The organism is Streptomyces sp. SID1328 (assembly GCF_009865595.1).
GTDB classification, from domain to species: domain Bacteria; phylum Actinomycetota; class Actinomycetes; order Streptomycetales; family Streptomycetaceae; genus Streptomyces; species Streptomyces griseoluteus.
In genome coordinates this window covers 1-826 of record NZ_WWKH01000948.1, presented here as the reverse complement: position 1 = coordinate 826, position 826 = coordinate 1, and the positions used below count along the sequence as shown (strand labels likewise).

Below are 826 nucleotides of genomic sequence, written 5' to 3'. Positions count from 1 at the left end.
GGCGGCGGCCGGGGCGACGGCGATGCCGTGCCGCGCGGCGGCGGCGACGAAGGTGTCCGCGCGCCAGCCCTCGGGCAGCCGCCACCAGCAGTGGTAGGCACGGGCGTCCCCGCGCACGTCGAACCCGTCGAGCCGCCGGGCCCTGCGCGCCTGCCGTTCGGCCGCGTCCCGTCTCTTGTCCGCCACGAGCCTGTCGGCGGTGCCGTCGCACTGCCAGCGGCGCATGACCTCCAGGGCGAAGCGCATCGGGGTCCAGCCGCCGGAGCGCAGCGAGGTGGCCAGGGCGTCGGTGCGGGCGGGGGGTGCGACGAGGAAGCCGAGGGTGAGACCGGGGGCGACACGCTTGGAGAGGCTGTCGACGAGCACGGTCCGGTCGGGCAACAGAGCTGCGAAGGGCGGGAGTTCGCCGCGAAGGAACCCCCAGACGGCGTCCTCGACCACGGGGAGGTCCAGCCGGGTCAGCACTTCGGCGAGCGCGGCCAGCCGGGCGGGCGGGGCGGTGAGCGAGAGCGGGTTGTGCAGGGTCGGCTGCGTGTAGACGGCGTGCAGCGGAGCGCGCCGGTGGGCCTGCTCGACGGCGCCGGGGACGAGCCCCTCGTCGTCCATGGCGAGCGGTACGAGGGTGACGCCGAGCCGGGCGGCGACCGTGCGGATGACGGGGTACGTCAGTTCCTCCACGCCGAGCCGGCCGCCGGGCGGGACCAGGGCGGCCACGGCGGCGGAGACGGCCTGGCGGCCGTTCCCGGCGAAGAGCACCTGGCCGGGGTCGGGGCGCCAGCCGCCTCGGGCGAGCAGGCCGGCGGCGGCTTCGCGGGCGGCAGGGGTG

Annotated in this window: 1 protein-coding gene; it reads right to left on the bottom strand. The window is 77.5% G+C overall.

Features of this window, described 5'->3' with window-relative positions; genetic code table 11:
• A partial coding sequence (locus tag GT030_RS30610; protein ID WP_161203869.1) for an aminotransferase class I/II-fold pyridoxal phosphate-dependent enzyme occupies nucleotides 1-826 on the bottom strand: 826 nt, incomplete at both ends.